The organism is Micromonospora sp. NPDC023966, assembly GCF_040639095.1.
Classification (GTDB): Bacteria; Actinomycetota; Actinomycetes; order Mycobacteriales; family Micromonosporaceae; genus Micromonospora.
In genome coordinates, this window is sequence record NZ_JBEZZJ010000008.1 from 1 (window position 1) to 17799 (window position 17799).

The 17799-nt window shown below is 74.4% G+C and carries 12 protein-coding genes; 8 read left to right on the forward strand and 4 right to left on the reverse strand.

Annotated elements, in window-relative coordinates; all coding sequences use genetic code 11:
- Positions 1–41: 41 nt before the first annotated feature.
- Positions 42–1439, reverse strand: a complete 1398-nt coding sequence (locus tag AB0F68_RS13580) for a glycosyltransferase family 4 protein (RefSeq protein ID WP_357336507.1) — start codon at positions 1437–1439, stop codon at positions 42–44.
- 318 nt (positions 1440–1757) lie between these two features.
- Between AB0F68_RS13580 and glgX the strand changes: the two genes are divergently transcribed.
- Genes glgX through treZ form a run of 3 tightly spaced genes read left to right on the forward strand, consistent with a single transcriptional unit; the run spans position 1758 to position 7948 of the window.
- Positions 1758–3878: a glycogen debranching protein GlgX gene (gene glgX / locus AB0F68_RS13585; RefSeq protein ID WP_357336510.1), complete on the forward strand. Its 2121-nt coding sequence runs from the start codon at positions 1758–1760 to the stop codon at positions 3876–3878.
- Positions 3879–3881: 3 nt separating this feature from the next.
- A complete protein-coding gene (gene treY / locus AB0F68_RS13590; protein WP_357336517.1) occupies positions 3882–6218 on the forward strand; it encodes a malto-oligosyltrehalose synthase in 2337 nt (778 codons plus the stop codon).
- The gene (gene treZ, locus AB0F68_RS13595) at positions 6215–7948 is read left to right on the forward strand and encodes a malto-oligosyltrehalose trehalohydrolase (protein WP_357336520.1); all 1734 of its coding nucleotides are present in this window, start codon (positions 6215–6217) and stop codon (positions 7946–7948) included. Before treY ends, treZ begins: the two co-directional genes overlap by 4 nt.
- A 327-nt stretch (positions 7949–8275) precedes the next feature.
- On the opposite strand, the gene AB0F68_RS13600 is transcribed toward treZ, so the two are convergent.
- Positions 8276–9754 carry a glutamate--cysteine ligase gene (locus AB0F68_RS13600; RefSeq protein WP_357336522.1) on the reverse strand — a complete coding sequence of 493 codons (1479 nt, stop codon included), beginning with the start codon at positions 9752–9754 and terminating at the stop codon, positions 8276–8278.
- Positions 9755–9917: 163 nt separating this feature from the next.
- On the opposite strand from AB0F68_RS13600, the gene AB0F68_RS13605 reads away from it, so the two are divergent.
- A complete protein-coding gene (locus AB0F68_RS13605) occupies positions 9918–10256 on the forward strand; it encodes a DUF3817 domain-containing protein (RefSeq protein WP_357336524.1) in 339 nt (112 codons plus the stop codon).
- Between the two features lie 9 nt (positions 10257–10265).
- On the opposite strand, the gene AB0F68_RS13610 is transcribed toward AB0F68_RS13605, so the two are convergent.
- Together AB0F68_RS13610 and AB0F68_RS13615 are read right to left on the reverse strand one after the other, a co-directional pair.
- Positions 10266–11126 (reverse strand): alpha/beta hydrolase, encoded by an 861-nt coding sequence (locus AB0F68_RS13610; RefSeq protein ID WP_357336527.1) that lies wholly within the window; start codon positions 11124–11126, stop codon positions 10266–10268.
- 38 nt (positions 11127–11164) lie between these two features.
- Positions 11165–11713, reverse strand: coding sequence for a hypothetical protein (locus tag AB0F68_RS13615; protein WP_357336984.1), 549 nt, complete (start codon positions 11711–11713; stop codon positions 11165–11167).
- Positions 11714–11853: 140 nt separating this feature from the next.
- On the opposite strand from AB0F68_RS13615, the gene AB0F68_RS13620 reads away from it, so the two are divergent.
- The 4 genes from AB0F68_RS13620 to AB0F68_RS13635 all read left to right on the forward strand — a co-directional run bounded on the left by AB0F68_RS13620 (position 11854) and on the right by AB0F68_RS13635 (position 17776).
- Positions 11854–12981 (forward strand): Vms1/Ankzf1 family peptidyl-tRNA hydrolase, encoded by a 1128-nt coding sequence (locus AB0F68_RS13620; protein ID WP_357336529.1) that lies wholly within the window; start codon positions 11854–11856, stop codon positions 12979–12981.
- Complete coding sequence (locus AB0F68_RS13625; protein ID WP_357336531.1) at positions 12974–14734, forward strand: thiamine pyrophosphate-binding protein; 1761 nt, start codon at positions 12974–12976, stop codon at positions 14732–14734. Before AB0F68_RS13620 ends, AB0F68_RS13625 begins: the two co-directional genes overlap by 8 nt.
- 276 nt (positions 14735–15010) lie before the next feature.
- Positions 15011–16402, forward strand: coding sequence for a hypothetical protein (locus AB0F68_RS13630; RefSeq protein ID WP_357336533.1), 1392 nt, complete (start codon positions 15011–15013; stop codon positions 16400–16402).
- Positions 16403–16642: 240 nt separating this feature from the next.
- Positions 16643–17776 carry a SigB/SigF/SigG family RNA polymerase sigma factor gene (locus AB0F68_RS13635; RefSeq protein WP_357336535.1) on the forward strand — a complete coding sequence of 378 codons (1134 nt, stop codon included), beginning with the start codon at positions 16643–16645 and terminating at the stop codon, positions 17774–17776.
- Positions 17777–17799 lie beyond the last annotated feature (23 nt).

Sequence of the window (17799 nt, forward strand, 5' to 3'; positions counted from 1 at the left end):
CCGCCGACCCACGCGTGGGTCGGCGGCCGTCGCGGTCGGGCTCAGCGCAGGCCGGCGGCGGCGAGCAGGTTGCCCTCCGGCAGGGCGGGCACGGCCCGGCCGAGGGTCATCCGCTGCTCGGCTCGGGCGGCGGTGAACGCGGCGTCGCCCGCGATCGCCGCGGCGTACGCGGCGGCGGTGCGGGACGCGATGGCCGACCAGCCGTACTGCTCGTGGACCATGGCGCGGGCGCGCCGGGCGAGCAGCCGCGCCCGGTCGCGGTCGGAGAGCAGCGCGTGCACCGCCTCGGAGAGCCCGTCCGGATCCTGCGGGGCGAAGGTCAGACCGGTGACGCCGGGCTCGACGATCTCGGCCAGCCCGCCGGTGCGGGACACCGCGAGCGGTGCGCCGGCGGCGGCCCCCTCCAGGGCCACCATGCCGAACGGCTCGTAGATGCTCGGCACCGCGAAGCAGTCGGAGGCGGCCATCACGGCGGGCAGGTCGGTGCCGCCGAGGAAGCCCGGCATGCTCACCGTGGCGCCCAGGCCGAGCCGGTGCACCTCGGCCTCCAGGGTCGCCCGGTACGGCCCGTCGCCGACGATCACCGCGCGCAGTCCGGGGTGCCGGTCGCGCAGCCGGGGCAGCCCGGCCAGCAGGTGCTGCACGCCCTTCTCGTAGACCAGCCGGCCGGCGAAGGTGACCAGCGGGCCGTCCCCGGCGAACCGGGCCCGGGCGGCGGCGACCGCCGAGCCGGGCACCCGCCAGCGGTGCGGCTCCACCCCGTTGGGGACCACGTCGACCCGGGCCGGGTCCACCCCGAACAGCGCGCTCACCTCGTCGCGCATGTAGCCGGAGCAGACGATCACCCGGCCCGACTCGGCGGCCAGCCAGTGCTCGACGCCGTGGATGGTGCGGTTCATCTCCTCGGGCAGCCAGCCCTGGTGCCGGCCCGCCTCGGTGGCGTGGATGGTGCTGACCAGCGGCACGTCGAGGTGCTCGCGCAGGGTCATGGCGGTGTGCGCGACCAGCCAGTCGTGGGCGTGGATGGCGTCGTACGCGCCGGACTCGGCGGCGCGCAGGGCGGCCCGGGTGAGGGTGTGGTTGAACGCCATCGTCCAGGCCAGCAGCGAGCCGGTGGCGAGCGGGAAGGTGACCGGGTCCTCGGCGGCGCGGACGATGCGCACGCCGTCGGCGTACTCCTCCAGCGGCGCGCCCTCGGCGTGCCGGGTGACGACGGTGACCTCGTGGCCGGCGGCGGCCAGGGCGACGGAGAGCGCGTGCACGTGGCGGCCGAGGCCGCCGACGAGCACCGGCGGGTACTCCCACGACAGCATGAGGATGCGCCGGGTGCGGGGCGGCACGCCGGGCTGCGGTGGGACGGTCGGGCGGGAGGTGAGGGTGGGCCGGTGGGTCCGGTCCGGCGCGGCGGCGGGCTGCTCGCCGACCCGCAGGGTGGTCACATCGATCTCCGTCCATGCATGCTGGTGCGCGCCGACGTCACTGGCGGCGTGGGAGTGTGGTGGGGCGGCCGAGTGGCCGGGCGGACCCGCGCGGGCACGCGTGTCCGCGATCCAGGAAAAGCCATCCGGCGCGAACCCGCATCTCAAAAAGGGCGATCGTGACGGACAACACCTGAAGGTCCAGGCCGCCTCAGGTGGGTGGATTTCGGTTACGGTCCGAACGGGTGGATTGGCGGAGCGTGTGGCGGGGCATTAGCGGCGTGCGCACCGGCGGTCCGCCCGTCCGGTGCGCTCGTGATCATGGGCCGAAGGAGCGACATGCAGGTCTGGCCGGGCGAGAGCTACCCCCTCGGCGCCACCTACGACGGGATGGGGACCAACTTCGCGATCTTCTCGGAGGTGGCGGAGAAGATCGAGCTCTGCCTGTTCGACGAGTGGGACACCGGCGCCGAGCTCCGGGTCGAGCTGCGCGAGGTCGACGCCTACGTCTGGCACGCCTACCTGCCCGGCATCGAGCCCGGCCAGCGCTACGGCTACCGGGTGCACGGACCGTGGGACCCGGCCAACGGGCTGCGCGGCAACCCGCACAAGCTGCTCCTGGACCCGTACGCCAAGGCGGTCGACGGGGAGGTCCGGTGGGACCCGGCCGTCTACGACTACGAGGTGGGCGGCGACCCGGACCGGCGGAACGACACCGACTCGGCGCCGTTCATGCCGAAGTCGGTGGTGGTGAACCCGTACTTCGACTGGGGCAACGACCGGCCGCCGCGCACGCCCTACCACCACTCGGTGATCTACGAGGCGCACGTGCGCGGGCTGACCATGCGCCACCCCGACATCCCCGAGGAACTGCGCGGCACGTACGCGGCGATCGCCTCGCCCGTGATGATCGACTACTTCAAGCGGCTCGGGGTGACCGCGGTCGAGCTGATGCCGGTGCACGAGTTCGTGCACGACCACCGCCTGGCCGACCTGGGGCTGCGCAACTACTGGGGCTACAACACCATCGGCTTCTTCGCCCCGCACCACGGCTACTCGGCGCTGGGCCGGCTCGGCCAGCAGGTGCAGGAGTTCCGCGGCATGGTCAAGGCGCTGCACGCGGCCGGCATCGAGGTGATCCTCGACGTGGTCTACAACCACACCGCCGAGGGCAACCACCTCGGGCCGTCGCTGAGCTTCAAGGGCATCGACACCCCGAGCTACTACCGGCTCTCGGAGTCCGACCGCCGCTACTTCGTCGACTACACCGGCACCGGCAACAGCCTCAACGTGCGCAGCCCGCACTCGCTCCAGCTGATCATGGATTCGTTGCGCTACTGGGTCACCGAGATGCACGTCGACGGCTTCCGCTTCGACCTCGCGGCCACCCTGGCCCGGGAGTTCTACGAGGTGGACCGCCTCTCCACCTTCTTCGAGGTGGTGCAGCAGGACCCGGTCGTCGGCCGGGTCAAGCTGATCGCCGAACCGTGGGACGTGGGCCCGGGCGGCTACCAGGTGGGCAACTTCCCGCCGCAATGGAGCGAGTGGAACGGCAAGTACCGGGACACCGTGCGGGACTTCTGGCGCGGCGAGCCGGCCACCCTGGCCGAGTTCGCCTCCCGGATCTCCGGCTCCGCCGACCTCTACCAGGACGACGGGCGCCGCCCGTTCCACAGCATCAACTTCGTCACCTGCCACGACGGGTTCACCCTCAACGACCTGGTCTCCTACAACGACAAGCACAACGAGGCCAACGGCGAGGAGAACCGGGACGGGGAGAGCCACAACCGCTCCTGGAACTGCGGCGTCGAGGGGGAGACCGACGACCCCGGCGTGCTCGCCCTGCGCGCCCGGCAGCGGCGCAACTTCCTGGCCACCCTGATCCTCAGCCAGGGCGTGCCGATGATCGGCCACGGCGACGAGTTGGGCCGCACCCAGCGCGGCAACAACAACGCCTACTGCCAGGACAGCGAGCTGGCCTGGGTCGACTGGGAGCAGGCCGACGAGGACCTGGTCGGGTTCGTCCAGCGGCTCACCGAGTTCCGGATGCGGCACCGGGTGTTCCAGCGGCGGCGTTTCTTCACCGGGCTGCCGGTCGGCGGCCGGGCCGCCGGCACCGCCCTGCCCGACCTGGCCTGGTACACCCCGGACGGCCGGGAGATGACCGGCGAGGACTGGGGCAACGACTTCGGCCGCTCGGTGGCCCTGTTCGTCAACGGCGAGGGTATCCCGGAACGCGGCCAGTACGGCCAGCGCCACCGGGACGACTCCTTCCTGCTGCTGTTCAACGCGCACGACGCGCCGCTGGACTTCACCCTGCCGCCGGCCGAGTTCGGGCAGCGGTGGGAGCTGGTCATCAGCACCGCGGACCCGGATCCGGAGAAGAGCCTGACGGTCGAGGCGGGCGGGAGCGTCTGCGTCCCCGACCGCTCGCTGCTGGTCCTGGAGAGGACGGCCTGACCCATGCCCGACACCCCCCACCCCGATGACACGACGGCGACGACGACGCGGGTGGGGTCGACCTACCGCGTCCAGGTCCGCCCCGGCTTCGACCTCGACGCCACCGCCGGCCTCGCCGGCTACCTGGCCGACCTCGGGGTCACCCACCTCTACAGCGCGCCCCTGCTCACCGCCACCCCCGGCTCCCAGCACGGCTACGACGTGGTCGACCACCGCGCGGTCAACCCGGAACTCGGCGGCGAGGGTGGCCGGCAGCGCCTGATCCGGGCGCTGCGGGCGGCCGGGCTCGGCCTGGTCGTGGACATCGTCCCCAACCACGCCGGGGTGGCCCGGCCGGCGGCCAACCCGGCCTGGTGGGACGTGCTGCGCCGGGGCCGGGCCTCGGCGTACGCGGACTGGTTCGACATCGACTGGAACCGGGGCCGGCTGCTGCTGCCGGTGCTCGCCGACAGCCCCGACGCCCTCGACGACCTCAAGGTGGTCGACGGGGAGCTGCGCTACCACGAGCACCGCTTCCCGATCGCCGACGGCACCGGGGACGGGACGCCCCGCGAGGTGCACGACCGGCAGCACTACGAGCTGGTCAACTGGCGGCGCGGCGACACCGAGCTGACGTACCGCCGGTTCTTCGCCGTGTCCGACCTGGCCGGGCTGCGGGTCGAGGACCCGGAGGTCTTCCGCGCCACCCACGCGGAGATCCTGCGCTGGGCCGCCGCCGGCGACCTCGACGGCATCCGGGTCGACCACCCGGACGGGCTCCGCGATCCCGCGGGCTACCTGGCCCGGCTGCGCGCCGCCGCGCCCGGCGCCTGGCTGGTCGTGGAGAAGATCCTGGAGTACGGCGAGGAGCTGCCGGACTGGCCGGTCGACGGCACCACCGGCTACGACGCCCTGCCCGCGGCCGGCGGGCTCTTCGTCGACCCGGAGGCCGAGGCGGACTTCACGGCGCTGGACGGCCGGCTCACCGGGCGGCACACCTCCTGGGAGGACCTCACCCACGACACCAAGCTGGCCGCGGCCACCCGGCTGCTCGCCGCCGAGCTGAGCCGGCTCGCCGCGCTCGTCCCCGAGCTGCCCGGCGAGCAGGTCCGGGCGGCCCTCGCCGAGCTGGCCGCCTGCTTCCCGGTCTACCGCGGCTACCCGCCGGAGGGCGCCCGGCACCTCGCCGCCGCCCGCTCCGAGGCCGGCCGCCGCCGCCCCGACCTGACCGCCGTCCTGGACGCGATCACCGCCCGGCTCCGCGACCCCGACCACGAGCTGGCCGCCCGCTTCCCGCAGCTGTCCGGCGCGGTGATGGCCAAGGGGGTCGAGGACACCGCCTACTACCGGTGGAGCCGGTTCGTGGCGCTCAACGAGGTGGGCGGCAGCCCCGCCCACTTCGGCGTGCCGCCGGCCGAGTTCCACCGCTTCGCCGCCGCCCGGCAGGTCCGCTGGCCGGCGAGCATGACCACGCTCTCCACCCACGACACCAAGCGCGGCGAGGACGTCCGGGCCCGCCTCGCGGTCCTGTCCGAGCTGCCCGGGCGCTGGGCCGAGCGGGTGGCCGACTGGATGTCCCACGCACCGCTGGCCGATCCGGCGCTGGCCCACCTGCTCTGGCAGACCGCCGTCGGGGCCTGGCCCATCGACCGGGAACGGCTGCACGGGTACGCGGAGAAGGCCGCCCGCGAGGCGTCGGTGTCGACCAGCTGGGCCGACCCCGACCCGGGGTTCGAGCACGAGTTGCACGCTCTGGTCGATCGGATGTACGACGACCCGGAGCTGCACGCCCAGCTCACCGCGTTCGCCGACGAGATCACCCCGGCCGGCTGGTCCAACTCGCTCGGGCAGAAGCTGGTCCAGCTCGCCATGCCCGGCGTGCCGGACACCTACCAGGGCACCGAGCTGTGGGAGAACTCCCTGGTCGACCCGGACAACCGCCGCCCGGTCGACTTCGCCGTACGCCGGGAGCTGCTGGCCCGGCTCGACGCCGGCTGGCGGCCGGCGGTGGCCGCCGACGGCGCGGCCAAGCTGCTCGTGGTCTCCCGCACCCTGCGGCTGCGCCGGGCCCACCCGGAGCTGTTCACCGGCTACCGGCCGGTGCCGGCGCGAGGGCCGGCCGGCCCGCACGCGGTGGCCTTCGACCGGGGCGGCGCGATCGCGGTGGCCACCCGGCTGCCGCTGCGGCTGGCCCGCACCGGCGGCTGGGGCGACACGACGCTGGCGATTTCCGGCAACAGTGTTACGGACGTGTTCACCGGTCGGGTCTACAGTGGGGCTGAGCTGCTGATGCACGATCTGCTGAGCACCTATCCCGTCGCCCTCCTCGCTCCCACCGACTCCGTGGAGGCTGCCGCATGACCGAGTTCACGGTGTGGGCGCCCGAAGCCGCCCGGGTGCGGCTGCGCCTGCCCGGCGTCGCCGACCACGACATGCGTCCCGGTCCGGAGGGCTGGTGGCGGGTCGAGGTGCCCGGCGCCGGACCCGGCACCGACTACGCGTTCCTCCTCGACGACGACGAGCGGGCCCTGCCCGACCCCCGGTCCGCCTGGCAGCCGCAGGGCGTGCACGGGCCGAGCCGGCGCTACGACCACGCCGCCTTCGACTGGACCGACCAGGGCTGGACCGGGCAGCAGCTGCCCGGCAGCGTCCTCTACGAGCTGCACATCGGCACCTTCACCCCGGAGGGCACCTTCGACGCGGCGATCGGCCGCCTCGACCACCTGGTCGACCTCGGCGTCGACCTGGTCGAGCTGCTCCCGGTCAACGCCTTCAACGGCGAGCACAACTGGGGCTACGACGGGGTCTGCTGGTACGCGCCGCACGAGCCGTACGGGGGGCCGGACGGGCTCAAGCGCTTCGTCGACGCGGCACACGCCAAGGGGCTGGGGGTGATCCTCGACGTCGTCTACAACCATTTCGGGCCCTCCGGGGCCTACGCGCCGCGCTTCGCGCCGTACCTCACCGAGCAGAGCAACACCTGGGGCCGGACCGTCAACCTGGACGGGCCGCACTCCGACGGGGTGCGCCGCTACATCGTCGACAGCGTGCTGATGTGGCTGCGCGACTACCACGTCGACGGGCTGCGGCTGGACGCCGTGCACGCCATGCCCGACTCCCGGGCCACCCACTTCCTAGAGGAGGTGGCGGTTGAGGTGGAGGCGCTCTCCACGCACCTGGGCCGGCCGCTGTCGCTGATCGCCGAGAGCGACCTCAACGACCCGAAGCTGATCACCCCGCCGGAAGCCGGTGGGTACGGCCTGCACGCCCAGTGGAACGACGACGCCCACCACGCGCTGCACACCCTGCTCACCGGGGAACGGCAGGGCTACTACGGCGACTTCGGTTCGCTGGAGTGCCTCACCGACGTGCTGACCGGCGCCTTCTTCCACGCCGGCACCTGGTCCAGCTTCCGCAACCGCAGCCACGGCCGGCCCGTCGACCGCCAGCGCACGCCGGGGCACCGGTTCGTGGCGTACCTGCAGAACCACGATCAGATCGGCAACCGGGCCACCGGCGACCGGATCTCCGCCACGCTCTCCGCCGGGCTGCTGCGCGTCGGCGCCACGCTCCTGATGACCGCGCCCTTCACCCCGATGCTGTTCATGGGGGAGGAGTGGGCGGCCAGCACCCCGTGGCAGTTCTTCACCAGCCACCCGGAGCCGGAACTGGCCACCGCGGTGGCGGCCGGTCGCCGGCGCGAGTTCGCCGCGCACGGCTGGCCGCCGGGGGAGGTGCCCGACCCGCAGGATCCGCAGACCTTGGTCCGGTCCCGGCTCGACTGGGCCGAGCTGGACAAGCCCGAGCACCGGGAGATGTACGACTTCTACCGGCGGCTGATCGCGCTGCGCAAGCGCCGCCCCGACCTGTCCGACCCGCGGCTCAGCCACGTCGAGGTGCGCCACGGCGACCAGTTCCTGCTGATGCGGCGCGGCGGCTGCCTGGTGGTGGCGAACCTGGCCGGCAAGCCGCAGCGGATCAACCTGCCCGGCGTGGTGCGCCGGGTGCTGCTCGCCACCTCCGAGGGGGTCACCGTGATGCGCGACGGGATCGAACTGCCGCCGGAGTCTGCCGCGATCGTGGCGCTCTGACGTTGGTGCGGGACCGGGCCGGCCGGCCCGGTCCCGCACCGCCCGGTCAGGCCCAGGGGGCCGTCGGGTACCAGGGAATGATCTCGTGGCGGGCGAGCAGCCGGACGTCCCAGTAGAGGGCCGCCGGGCATCGACCCTGCGGATCGACGACCGTTCCCCATCCTCGGGGCGGGCCACTCAACGTCGCCGAGCAGCGGTCGCTGGAGAAGGCCGGCTTCCAGCTGGAGGGGATCGCCCGCGCCTGCGAGTTCCGCGCCGGCGCCTGGCGCGACGGCTGGCTCTACAGCCGGCTGCGCGACGACCCGTCCCCGCTCTGAGCCGGGAAGGTCAGGGCAGCGGCCACTCGTGGACGGGCCGGTTGCTGTGCATCAGGTCGACGTAGTGGCGGACCACCTCGCGCAGCGCCTCCGGCCGGTCCAGGTGGTCGGCGGACTCCAGCCGGTGCAGCGTCTCCACCTGCCAGGTGGCGCCGTTGCGGCCGGTCAGGCAGCGCTGCTCGACGATGTCGAGCAGCCGGTCCCGCTCGGCGGGGTCGAGGCCCCACCGGTCGAGCCCGTGGTGGGCCAGCGGCAGCAGCCGGCGCAGCACCAGCTCGGTCACCGGCAGGTAGCCCAGCCCGGGCCAGAACACCTGGGCGTCGATGCCGTGCCGGGCGCAGTTGGTGAAGTTCTCCTCGGCCGCGCTGAACGACATCTGCGACCAGAGCGGCCGGTCCGACTCGGCGAGGGCGCGGACCAGACCGAAGTAGAAGGCGCCGTTGGCGACGGTGTCCAGCACGGTCGGCCCGGCGGGCAGCACCCGGTTCTCCACCCGTAGGTGCGGGCGCCCCTTCAGCACGTCGTAGACCGGGCGGTTCCAGCGGTAGACGGTGCCGTTGTGCAGCCGCAGTTCGGCGAGCTTCGGCACGCCGCCGGCGGCCAGGGTCTCCGCCGGGTCCTCCGGGTCGCAGACCGGTAGCAGCGCCGGGAAGTAGCGCACGTTCTCCTCGAACAGGTCGAACACGCTGGTGATCCAGCGTTCCCCGAACCAGACCCGGGGGCGTACCCCCTGGGCCTTGATCTCCTCGGCGCGGGTGTCGGTGGCCTGCTGGAACAGCGGGACCCGGGTCTCCCGCCACAGCTCGCGGCCGAACAGCAGCGGCGAGTTCGCGCCGAGCGCGACCTGGATGCCGGCGATCGCCTGCGCGGCGTTCCAGTAGTCGGCGAACTGGGCCGGGCTGACCTGGAGGTGGAACTGGGTGCTGGTGCAGGCCGCCTCGGGGGTGATGGTGTCCGCGGTGGTGGCCAGCCGCTCCACCCCACTGATCGAGATCCGCAAGTCCTCGCCCCGGGCGGCGAAGATCTGCTCGTTGAGCAGGGCGTAGCGGGGGTTGGCCGAGAGCGTGGCGGCGGTCAGGTGCTCCGGGCGCAGGGTCGGCAGGATGCCGATCATCACCATGTGCGCGCCGACCGTGCGGGCCTTCTCCTCGGCGGCGTTGAGGCTGGCCCGGACGTGCTCCTCGAACTGCGCCGTGCCGGTGCCGGTGAGCCGGCGCGGCGCCACGTTGATCTCGATGTTGAACTGGCCCAGCTCGGTCTGGAAGCTGGGATCGGCGATCGCCTCCAGCACGTCGGCGTTGCGCATGGCGGGCTGGGAGTCGCCGTCGACGAGGTTCAGCTCGATCTCCAGCCCGGTCATCGGCCGCTCCACGTCGAAGCGGGACTCGCGCAGCATCTCGGCGAACACGTCCAGGCAGCGCCGCACCTTGTCGCGGTAGCGGGCCCGGTCCTCCCGGCTGAAGGTGCGCACGCCGACGTCCTCGCCCATGGTCACCACCCTGTCACCGTTGGTCCCCCTAACCTCGCACGCCACGGCGGCGCGGGGAAAGAGCCGGGGGACCCATTACTACCCAGCTCTCCCGCCGGTGATCCCTGTCGCGCCGCACAGTGTCCCGGCCGGTCCGATGGGTGCGGCTGGCTAGCATGGCCGGATGCGCGAGACCACCATCCGGCTGTTCGTGGCAGCGGCGATCGCCGAGGCCTGCTCCTGGGCCGCCCTGCTGGCCGGCATGGCCGTCAAGTACGGGCCGCCGCGCAACGAGATCGGCGTGCACGTGTTCGGCCCGGTCCACGGCGCGCTCTTCGTGGCGTACGGGCTGCTCGTGCTGGTGGTGGCCCGGCAGCGGCGCTGGTCGCTGTGGCACACCGCGATCGCGCTGGCCTGCGCCGTGCCGCCGTTCGCCACGGTGCTCTTCGAGCGCTGGGCGCGCCGCCGCGGCCTCCTGGCCACCCCGGCCCCCACCGACCGGTCCCTCACCCCGGTCGGCTGACCGCCGGGGTCACCCGGCCAGGAAGTCGCTGAGCAGGGCGGCCAGCTCTCCGGGCGCCTCCTCGGCCATGTGGTGGCCGGAGGGGATCGAGGCCGCCCGCACGTCGTCCGCCCAGTCCCGCCAGATCGCCGCCGGGTCGCCGTACAGCTCAACCATGTCGTCCCGCCCTGACCAGGCGAAGAGCACCGGACAGCCGATCCGCCGGCCGGCGGCCTGCTCCGCGTCGTCCGCCGCCCGATCCGGGCCCAGCCCGGCCCGGTAGTCCTCGCACATCGCGTGCACCGTGGCCGGGTCGTGGATGGCCCGGCGGTAGTCGGCGTACGCCTCCGCGCCCATCGCCTCCGGCGAGCCGCCGTACCAGGCGTCCGGGTCGGCGTTGATCACCCGCTCGGCCGGCTTGGCGAGCTGGCCGAGGAAGAACCAGTGCCACCAGCGGGCCGCGAACCGGGCGTCGCAGCGGGCCAGCGCCTCGCCGATCGGCACCCCGTCCAGCACGCCGAGCCGGGTCACCCGGTCCGGGTGGTCCAGCGCGGTGCGCATGGCCACGTACGACCCCCGGTCGTGGCCGACGACCGCCGCCCGGGGGTGGCCGAGCGCGTCGAGCAGCGCCACCACGTCGCCGGCCATCGCCCGCTTGGAGTAGACCGTGTGCGCCGGGTCGCTCGGCGGCTTCGACGAGCCGCCGTAGCCGCGCAGGTCGGGGCAGATCACGGTGTGCCGGGCGGCGAGCAGCGGCGCGACCCGGTGCCAGGTGGCGTGCGTACGCGGATGCCCGTGCAGCAGCACCACCGGCGGCCCGGAGCCGCCGTGCCGGACCCGCAGCCGGACCGCGCCGAGGTCGATCTCCGCCAGGGTGAATCCGGGGAACATGAGCCAGGCGGTGCCCCGGGCGGCGGCAGCGGAAACCTTTAGCCGAGCGCGGAGCAGGCGGCGACGCCCGCCACCAGCAGCACCCCGAGCATCGCCTGCAGCAGCAGCGCCGGCCCCAGGTGCGACCAGACCGTCGCGGTACGCGGGGTCAGCAGCTGGCCGGTGGTCAGGTTGACGATCCGCTCGATCCGGGGCGGCAGGTCGGCGTCGCGCTGCGGGCGGAGGGTGAGCTGCACGTGGTCGCCGGGGTGCAGGGCGCTCTGCGGCAGGTGGCCGTGCAGCTCCACCTCCACCAGCCGGCCGGCCGCGTCGCGCACCCGGACCGGGGTGACCAGGAACTCGGGCCCCTGCTTCAGCTCCTTGAAGCTGCGCCGGGCGCCCCCGCCGCCACGGCTGAGCAGGGCGCGCACCACCCTCAGCAGCAGCCCCACCACGCCCGCCGCGGTCAGCACCGCGACCAGGACGGGCTGCCCCACCCGCACCTCGCGGGCGTAGCCCTCCATGAGGCGGACCAACCGGCCGGTGACGATCCGTTCCGTCGGGTGGACGGCGCGCCGGATGTGCAGCTCCGTGTCCATGTTCACCACCGAGAGTTCCGTTCCGTTCACTGATGGTATCGATTCCTCGGGTTGAACGACGTGAATGAACGCCGGTCACGGCCCGCCCCGGAAGGTGACATCCGGGGTCGCGCGGGTATGCGTGCGGCCGAGCTGGAAAGGGGTCGAGCATGCAGCTGTCCTTCCTGCGCCCGCTCTACGACCGTCCCGGGCCCTGGTGCTCGGTCTACCTGGACGCCTCCCGGGACACCCACGACGCGCGTCCGCAGGTCGACCTGCGCTGGCGCGCGCTCAAGGGAAACCTGATCGGGCAGGGCGCCGACCAGGCGACCGTCGAGGCGGTCGAGGAGGTGGTCCGCCGGCACGATCCGATGCCCGGCGACTACGGCATCGCGGTCTTCGCCAACCGGGGGCGGGTGGTGCTCACCGAGTACCTATCCGCGCCGCCGCTGCGCGATCTGGCCAGCTGGTCCGCGCTGCCGCACACGATGCCGCTGGTCGCCCAGCGCGGCGAGCAGATCGCCTGGGTGCGGGTGCTGGCCGACCGGACCGGGGCGGACGTCGTCGCGGTCAGCGCCGGCGGGGTGCCGCGCCGGGCGAGGGTGACGGGACGGGAGAGCTGGCAGCTGCGCCGGGTGCAGCCGGGCGGCTGGTCGCAGTCCCGCTACCAGCGGGCCGCCATGGAGGCGTGGCACCACAACGCCGGTGACGCCGCCGCGGCCACCGCCGAGCTGGCCGACCGGGTCGGCGCGGACGTGGTGGTGGTGGCCGGGGACATCCGGGCGACGGGGATGATCGCCGCCCAGCTGCCGGAGCGCTGGCAGGACGTGCTGGTCCGCACCGACGCCGGCTCCCGCGACTACATCGGCGCCGACGACACCCTGATGGACGACATCACCGTGCAGACCATCGCCGAGGTCGCCGACCAGCGGATCGCCGCCGCGCTCGACCGCTTCGGCGTGCAGGAGGACGTCGGCGCCGGCCTGGACGCGGTGGTCTCCGCCCTGCAACGGAACCAGGTCGACACCATGCTGATCGTCGACGACGCCTCCGCCAACGGCAAGCTCTGGATCGGGCCCGAACCGACCGAGATCGCCACCGACCCACAGCAGCTGGCGGACATGTCGGTGGCCGACCCGCAGAAGGTACGCGCGGACGCCGCGCTGCTGCGCGCGCTGATCGGCACCGACGCCGAGCTGACCGTGCTCGCGCCGGAGGAGGCGCCGGAACTCACCGACGGGGTCGGCGCCGTGCTGCGCTACGTCGACGCCAGCACGCCCGGGCGGGGCAATGGCTGACCGTACGGTGGCGGACCTGGTCGTCGAACGGCTGCGGGCCTGGCGAGTGCCTCGGGCCTTCGGCTACCCGGGGGCGGCGATCGCCCCGTTGGTCGCCGCGCTGGACGCCGCGGGCGGGGACCCGGATTTCGTCCCCGCCCGACACGAGGAGACCGCCGCGTTCATGGCCACCGGGCACGCCAAGTTCACCGGCGAGATCGGGGTCTGCCTGGCCACCCAGGGGCCGAGCGCGGTGCACCTGCTCAACGGCCTCTACGACGCCAAGCTGGACAGCAAACCGGTGGTGGCGATCGTCGGCGAGGACGTCACCGGCCCGCTCGGCGGGGCGCACGAGGAGATCGGGCTGAGCCGGCTCTTCGGCGACGTCTGCAACCAGTTCGTCCGCTACGGCCGCACGCCGGACCAGGTGCCGGGCCTGCTGGACCAGGCGTTCCGCACCGCCGCGGCGACCCGCAGCCCGACCTGCGTGGTGCTGCCGCGCGCCCTCCAGGTGGCGGCCGTCCCGGACCTGCAGCCGCAGGTCGCCGGTGTGATGTCGGCGACCCCGGGCGAGCCGCTGGCCCGGGTGCTGCCGCACGACGCCGATCTGGACGCCGCCGCCGCGCTGCTCGGCACCGGTCAGCGGCTGGCGATCCTGGTCGGCCAGGGCGCGCACGGCGCGGCCGACGAGGTCATGGCACTCGCCGACCGGCTCGACGCGGGCGTGGCCACCTCGCTGCTGGGCAAGCCGGTGCTCGACGAGCGGCTGCCCTTCCACACGGGCGTGCTCGGCGAGGTCGGCACCACCGCCGCCGCCCAGCTCATGGGGGGCTGTGACACCCTGCTGCTGGTCGGCACCAACGACCCGTGGACCGACTGGTTCCCGATGCCGGGCCAGGTCCGCACCATCCAGATCGACATCGACGGCCGGCGCATCGGCACCCGTTATCCCGTGGACGTGCCGCTGGTCGGCGACGCCGCCGAGACGCTCCGCGCGCTGCTGGGCCGGGTGCCGGACCGGCCCAACCCGCAGTGGCGCAGCGTGGTGGAGAGCTCGGTCGACCGGTGGCGGGAGGCCGCCGCCGAGCGGGCCGCTGCCCCGGCGGAGCCGCTCAACCCGCAGCTCGTGCTCCAGGAACTCTCCGCCCGGCTGCCGCGCCGCGGCTCCGTCGCGGTGGACGTCGGCTCGGTCATCTACTGGTACGCCCGGCACCTGGAACTGCCCACCGGCGTCCGGGCGCAGCTCTGCGGCACGCTCGGCTCGATGGGCTGCGCCCTGCCGTACGCGGTGGCCGCCAAGCTGGCCCGCCAGGACGAGCCGGTGATCGCGCTGCTCGGCGACGGGGCCATGCAGCTCAACGGGCTGGCCGAGCTGATCACGGTGGCGCACCACTGGCAGGAGTGGCGGGATCCCCGGCTGGTGGTGCTGGTGCTGAACAACCGCGACCAGTCCGGGACGGGTGGCGGACGACCGCCCGGTGCGTTCGCCGACCGGCGGCCCGACGTGCCGTACGCCGGCTGGGCCCGGCTGCTCGGCCTGCACGGGGTGCGGGTGGACCGCCCCGACCTGGTCGGTCCCGCCTGGGACGAGGTGCTCGCCGCGGATCGGCCCAGCGTGTTCGAGGCCGTGGTCGACCCGGCCGTGCCGCTGGACCCGCCCGAGCCGGCCCTGGCCGACCTGCGTGGGCTGTTCGCCGACGGGGATGCGGCCCGGCGGGTGCGGGAGCGGGTGCTGGAGGCCGAGGCCGCCGTGGAGGCGGAGGACCTCGTCTAACGGATCGAAGCCGGCGTTTGCGATCTTGGAGAGTTGCCGTTCGAGCGGAACGGCAGCTCTCCAAGATTTTCTCGTCGTCGGGCCGCGCGCGGAAGTGCCGGTTCGACCCGGGACGGCGGGGCACGGCGGAACGACGTGCCTGGGTGCGGTGCGTGCCCCGCGTGGTGCCGCCGCCCGCCCGCTGATTGGTCCGACCCGTGGGGGGATGCCCCGTTTAGACCCCAGAGGGACGGGAAGCCGGGCCGCGTGGTGAGCGAACGAGGGAAGGTGGAGCCGGTGCGCAAGGTGCCCGTGGGGTCGACCGGGGACCGGGTAGTCGCCGTGGGCAGCGCCGCCCGGCTGCTGGTCGCGGTGACGGCGCGGGCGCTGCGCGGCGACGACTGCGGCGACCTCGGCCACCCGGGCCCGCTGTCCCGCTTCACCGGGGCCCCGGAGCCGGTGCGCCGCGCCGCCGCGGCGCGGGCCGCCGGCCGGGCCGCGCTCACCCCCGCCCAGGTGGCCGAGGTGGACGCCGAGCGGGTGGCCGGGTGGTTCGTCGGCCAGTACCCGGCCCGCCGCTGGCCCGGGGCGGTGCTCGGCTCGCCGCACGGCGCGGCGGCGCACCTGGCGGTGGCGCTCGGGGTGCCCTGGCTGCCCGCCGCGTTCGAAGTGTCCGCGCACTGGACCCCGGGCGCGGTGGACCGCCCGGACGCCGCGCTGGACCACGGGGCCGCGCTCGCCGGCCGGCTGCTCGCCGGCAACCCGCGCGTGCACGTCCGGCAGGTGTACTGCCCGGCCAGCCGGGGCGCCTCGGCGGGCGCCACGGTGGCCCTCGCGCTGCGGTGGCGGGCGCTGCCCGCGGCGTACGCCCGGTTCCTCAGCGAAGGGCTGGAGCCCGGCGCGCCGGTGCTGCTGCTGCACGACGCGCGCACCTGGCCGGTGCGGGACGAGGGGAGCGGGCACAGCTTCCAGGTCGGCTCCCCGGCGAGCGGGCTAGACCCGGTCGACTTCCACCCGGACGCGCACGCGCTGCGCCAGGTGCTCCGCTCGGCCGGCGGCGACGGGGCGCGCTGGACGCCCCCGGACGTCACCTCCCCGGCGGCGTTCGCCGAGAACGGCGTGGAGTCCGGTTTCGAGCACGACGCCCGGGAGTGGGGCGGCCGGCACGGGCACCCGCTGCACCGGGTCGTCGTCCCCCAGCCGGACGCGCTGAGCGCCGCGACCGCCGACCTCTACCGCCGCTGGCTGCGCCGGGCCGGGAAGACCGGCGACCGCCTGGTGGTCGAGTGCGGCCGGCTGCTCGACCCGTGGCAGGTGATCCGGGCCGGGCTGGTGCCCTACTGGTGCGAGAACGCGACGCGGCGGCGGGTGCAGGGGGTGGAGTGGTGGCTCGCCGGCAGCGAGCCGTTCAGCTCGGTGGACGTGCTGCCCGAGCCGCCCGGGGTCCGCTCGCCGGCCCTCGCGGGGCTGCCGCAGTGGCTCGCGGTGGCCGGATTCGGGCGGCGCCGGCGCGCCCTGGACCGGGGCTCGGCGCGCGGCTACCCGGTCACCGCGGTCCCCACCCGGCGTGCCACGGAGGTGTTGCGCAACCAGCCGTACGACCTCCCGGTGCCGCCGCCGCTGCGGATGGCCGAGGCCCTCGCCGCGCTGCGCGACGCGGGCGCCCACCAGGGGTTGCTGCTCTCCTGAGGCCGGCCGTCGGCGGGTCGCCGACCAACCTGGCGAAACATCCTCGCGATCCTGCGGTCCGTGATTGAGTACCTACGGAGCGGGAACACCGCTCGCCGCGGAACGGCCCACGACGCCGTGCGGCGGGCGGCCGCCGCTTCCGACGTTCCGTCACGTAACCCAACTTCCGGCCCGGCGTGGCCCAACCACGCGCACGACCGGTTCCGATCCGGGCGGGGGACCTTCCTGAGGGAGGCGCGGATGTTCGGACAGACCACCACACCCACACCACCACCCACCGAACGGGGCCTGGAGGACCTCGACGCGGCGGCGCTGGCGTACGCGGCACGGATCGCCGGCCTGCCACCGGAGCGGCGGCAGGAGGCGCGGGACGACCTGGTCCGCTTCGCGTTGCCCTTCGCCGGCCGGCTGGCCCGCCGCTACCGGGGCCGCGGGGAACCGCTGGAGGACCTGGAGCAGGTGGCCCGTCTCGGCCTGGTCAACGCCGTCGACCGGTACGACCCGGAGCGCGGCTCGTTCACCGCGTACGCCGCGATCACCATCGTCGGCGAGATCAAACGGCACTTCCGGGACCGCACCTGGGGTGTGCACGTGCCGCGTCGGCTGCGCGACCTGATCCTGGAGGTCGGGCAGGCGACCGCGGCGCTGACCAGCGAGCTGTCCCGGGCGCCCACGGTCCACGAGCTGGCCGAGCGGCTGGAGACGCCGGAGGAGGAGATCCTGGCCGCCCTGGAGTCGGCTGCCGGCTACAGCCCGGCGTCGCTCAACGCGCCGGTCGGCGGCGAGAGTTCCGCCGAGTTCGGCGACCTGGTCGGCGAGTCGGACAACGCCCTGGAGTCGGTCGACGACCGCGTCACGGTCAGCGGCCTGCTGCACCGGCTGCCCTGGCGTGAGCGGCGGATCCTCGCCATGCGCTTCTACGGCAACCAGACCCAGGCCGAGATCGCGGCCCGGTTCGGCATCTCGCAGATGCACGTGTCCCGGCTGCTGTCCCGGGCGCTGACCTGGCTGCGTCAGGCGATGCTCGCCGACGCCCCGCCACCCTGGCAGAACGGCGCGGCCGAGTCCGAGCCGGCCAAGGCGAGGATCTCCGTGAAGCAGAACGGCGACCGGGTGGTCGTCGAGGTCGGGGGAGAGGTCGATCGGGACGGCGCCAACCAGCTTCGCAGGGCCATGCTGGAGGCGGTCACCGGGCAGCCCAGCGAGGTGGTGGTCGACCTGGTGGGCGCGGGCGGCTTCGACGCCGGCGGGATCGCCGCGCTGATGGCCGGCCGGGACGCCGCCGCCCGCACCGGGGTGCCGCTGCGGCTGACCCGGGTGCAGCCCGCGGTGCGCCGCTCGCTCGCCGCGGCCGGCCTGCCCGCCGCCGACTGACCCGCACGTGACAAGGAGGGCCG

What these genes read in the sequence shown, in the direction of transcription:
- glgX (WP_357336510.1), top strand. Translation starts at nt 1,758, where the DNA reads ATGCAGGTCTGGCCGGGCGAGAGCTACCCCCTCGGCGCCACCTACGAC.
- treY (WP_357336517.1), top strand. Translation starts at nt 3,882, where the DNA reads ATGCCCGACACCCCCCACCCCGATGACACGACGGCGACGACGACGCGG.
- treZ (WP_357336520.1), top strand. Translation starts at nt 6,215, where the DNA reads ATGACCGAGTTCACGGTGTGGGCGCCCGAAGCCGCCCGGGTGCGGCTG.
- AB0F68_RS13600 (WP_357336522.1), bottom strand. Translation starts at nt 9,754, where the DNA reads ATGGGCGAGGACGTCGGCGTGCGCACCTTCAGCCGGGAGGACCGGGCC.
- AB0F68_RS13605 (WP_357336524.1), top strand. Translation starts at nt 9,918, where the DNA reads ATGCGCGAGACCACCATCCGGCTGTTCGTGGCAGCGGCGATCGCCGAG.
- AB0F68_RS13610 (WP_357336527.1), bottom strand. Translation starts at nt 11,126, where the DNA reads ATGTTCCCCGGATTCACCCTGGCGGAGATCGACCTCGGCGCGGTCCGG.
- AB0F68_RS13620 (WP_357336529.1), top strand. Translation starts at nt 11,854, where the DNA reads ATGCAGCTGTCCTTCCTGCGCCCGCTCTACGACCGTCCCGGGCCCTGG.
- AB0F68_RS13625 (WP_357336531.1), top strand. Translation starts at nt 12,974, where the DNA reads ATGGCTGACCGTACGGTGGCGGACCTGGTCGTCGAACGGCTGCGGGCC.
- AB0F68_RS13635 (WP_357336535.1), top strand. Translation starts at nt 16,643, where the DNA reads ATGTTCGGACAGACCACCACACCCACACCACCACCCACCGAACGGGGC.